The sequence below is a fragment of the Sporomusa sp. genome, assembly GCF_035561255.1.
Taxonomy (GTDB): Bacteria; Bacillota; Negativicutes; order Sporomusales; family Sporomusaceae; genus Sporomusa.
The window spans coordinates 1-2,713 of record NZ_DATMXX010000272.1 but is presented as its reverse complement, the minus strand read 5'-3'; the positions used below and the strand labels follow the sequence as shown (position 1 = coordinate 2,713).

Genomic DNA, 2,713 nt, shown 5'->3' with positions numbered 1-2,713 from the left:
AGCCAAGGAAGGGTTGCAAAAAATTATCTATGAGCTGGATCGGCATGCGGATGATATGGAGAACCACGAAAAGCGAGCAACAGCTATTCAGTCAGTTATGGATATTTTGGGCTGGCGCCGGATTATCGTGCCTAAAGTTTTGGTTGGTTGGCTGATCGATGCCGAAGTGGCCGCGATCAGGAAGATTCAGCAGGCTACGGATACGCCGGATCTGCACAAAGGAGGAAAATAGATGGCTAAAATATTTATCAATCCCGGCCATGCTCCAAATGGCCAGCCTGATCCGGGCGCCGTTAACCCGATTACCGGCCTACGCGAATCAGATGTTGTAGCGGTAGTTGGATCACTGTTAGACAAGTATTTGTGCATGGCCGGTTGTGAAACTAAAATATTGCAAAGCAACTCTCTTGATGAAGTTGTCAATACGGCCAATACCTGGCGGGCTGAATTATTTGTTAGTATTCATTGCAATAGCGTAGATAGCCCGGTACCGAGCGGGACGGAGACCTGGTACTGGTATAACTCGGTTAAGAGCAAGGGCTTGGCTGGATGCATCCAGCAGCAGATTGTTGGTTCACTGCCGGTGGTGGACCGGGGATTAAAAGAAGCTATGCCAGGCAGAAGCTTGTATGTTTTAAAATATACGGACATGCCAAGTGCGTTGGTAGAGCTGGCATTTATCAGTAATGCCGGGGAGGGGCAGTTGTTGGCTGCCAGGCAGGATGAATTTGCCAGGGCAGTGGCGCGGGGTGTGACCGATTATTTAAGTAAATGAAAATGATCGAATATATATACCTGATGGCCGGTTTGTGTACGGATAAAAGATAAAAGGGGGTGTGAATTATGGAGTTAGACCAACGAGTAACAAATCTGGAAAAAGAAATAGCCGACCTCAAGCGCCAACGTGAGGATCGGCAAAAACCAATTAAAGGACCTGTACGATTAGAAACTGCTAAGAACGTGTCATGTGACGGCTTTGATGGTTGCCCGACAGTTATTATGGAAGCTTAAAGTGCATTGCCTTTGCTATCGACAATGCCTTGATGAATTGCTGAAACAAACTCAACATGACCGCACTTCGTGCAGACCATCGCCCGAAGGTACATTGATTGTGTATTTGAACCAATTTCCAGCACATATTTCCCGTTGTCGTATTTCATGGCTAAGAGCGCATATAGATGAGGAATTTCAGGATGGTTTTCTGCAAGACCTGTCAGCAATTCACTGCAGTGTGGGCATTTTGGTACTATAACATTCATCAGTATTACCTCCCTTCTGAGGTGACAGTTCGACAAAAACCAATAATTTCCTATTAAAATAATTAAATAAAAAGTAGCGCCGTTAGACGACGGCGCTGAGGGGAGAGGGATACATCATGTTTAGTTTAACCAAACGCCAGGCGGCCATACTGCTTGGCGTTGTTTTATTGGTGGCGGTGGTAGGATACTTTGCTTATCAGCACTTTAACAAGCCAGAGCCGGTAACGACTCTATCTCAAGAGCAGGCCGAAACTCCGGCAGGGGTACAACAAGCAGCAGACAATGCACAGGTAAAAATGCTGCAGTCGCAACTGGATGAGGCAGCCAAGGAGATTGCCCGTCTAAAAAATAAACCACCGGACACGATTATAAAAACAGTGCCGGTGGAAGTTGTTAAGGTAGTTACGAAAGAAGTTGAAAAGCGCGATGCCGATTTTGGCATTGTCACAGACCCAAATAATTCTGATAAAAAAGTTGATCTAAGTAAAATTGCCGCCTTGCCGAAAGGTACAACAGTCAATTTAAATCAGTACAATGTTTATGCTTACAAGAAGGTTATCCGGGGGATTAACGTCATGCCTGATTGGTCGGAGTCGATTAAAAAAGGAAGTCCTAGGATTCAAGAAGTTAGCTATGATATTAGCCGTAGAATCACCAAAGATGGTAAGTACCTTGGTGGTGTACTGGGGTATGATTTTAAGCACGATGAGGCGAAAGTCGGAATTAGATATGCATTTTGAGAGTGGCCCCGGACTTTAAGTCTGGGGCTTTTTGTTTTTGTAGTAAGTATATTTAGGGTCGGTGGTTTGTAGAGGCGAAATAGTAAAGCTCTTGGATTTCGTTAGGGATTTAGTAGTAAATACTTAATATCGATAAAAATGACGAATGTAAAAGAACCAGACAATCCTTTCGGAGATAGTCCGGTATAAATATTGAAGAATCATATATTTGAGTGTGGTCGGAATTTTAATTGACTGCCTTGGGCTTTTTACTTACTGAAGACTAGAGTGGTGCTTGTCGGATAAAGTTTGCAAGAGGTATTTGGATCAGGGTAATGCTTAGATTTCATTCAGGACCCAAATGTTAATGGCTACTAGCCATTAGGTTAGAGGGTAATTGGGTTTAAAAGTCTATCTGTTAAATACAAGGTATACGAATATAATTTTCACCGCCTTTACAGATCTATTGCTAGCTAGTAGAAAACAATGTAAAATTTCGATAGAAGAGGGATTGGTTTGGCCAATGCTAATATGGAAAGGGCTGTCACTGTGAATAACCTGTTAAGGACTTTGATGCAGACAGTTTCACTCGCAACAAAGTTATTGCTGGGGTAGTAAATTTTTATGCAAAAATCAATTTGCAAGTTATCCATACGAATATATCGTGGATATGGCAGTTATCATTAGTTTGGAAGTGAGTCAGGAAAGTTTAGCAAATAAGATAAGGAGTGGAAT

The 2,713-nt window shown here is 42.9% G+C and carries 4 protein-coding genes and 1 pseudogene; 4 read left to right on the top strand and 1 reads right to left on the bottom strand.

The genetic code is table 11. The features are described 5' to 3' along the window. The 3 genes and pseudogenes from VN379_RS15150 to VN379_RS15140 all read left to right on the top strand — a co-directional run. Positions 1-232: pseudogene (locus VN379_RS15150) on the top strand (hypothetical protein); the annotation flags it as partial. Next, entirely contained in the window at positions 233-775 is a 543-nt protein-coding gene (locus tag VN379_RS15145; protein WP_325535302.1) for an N-acetylmuramoyl-L-alanine amidase, read from the top strand. It begins immediately after the preceding pseudogene. 68 nt (positions 776-843) lie between these two features. Then, positions 844-1,011 (top strand): hypothetical protein, encoded by a 168-nt coding sequence (locus VN379_RS15140; RefSeq protein ID WP_325535300.1) that lies wholly within the window; start codon positions 844-846, stop codon positions 1,009-1,011. Here the strand turns inward: VN379_RS15140 and VN379_RS15135 are convergent. Further along, positions 1,008-1,259: a hypothetical protein gene (locus tag VN379_RS15135; protein WP_325535298.1), complete on the bottom strand. Its 252-nt coding sequence runs from the start codon at positions 1,257-1,259 to the stop codon at positions 1,008-1,010. The two genes, VN379_RS15140 and VN379_RS15135, sit on opposite strands and share 4 nt — an antisense overlap. Before the next feature lie 116 nt (positions 1,260-1,375). Here VN379_RS15135 and VN379_RS15130 point away from each other — a divergent pair, with 116 nt between their 5' ends. Continuing rightward, positions 1,376-1,999 (top strand): hypothetical protein, encoded by a 624-nt coding sequence (locus VN379_RS15130; protein WP_325535296.1) that lies wholly within the window; start codon positions 1,376-1,378, stop codon positions 1,997-1,999. Positions 2,000-2,713 lie beyond the last annotated feature (714 nt).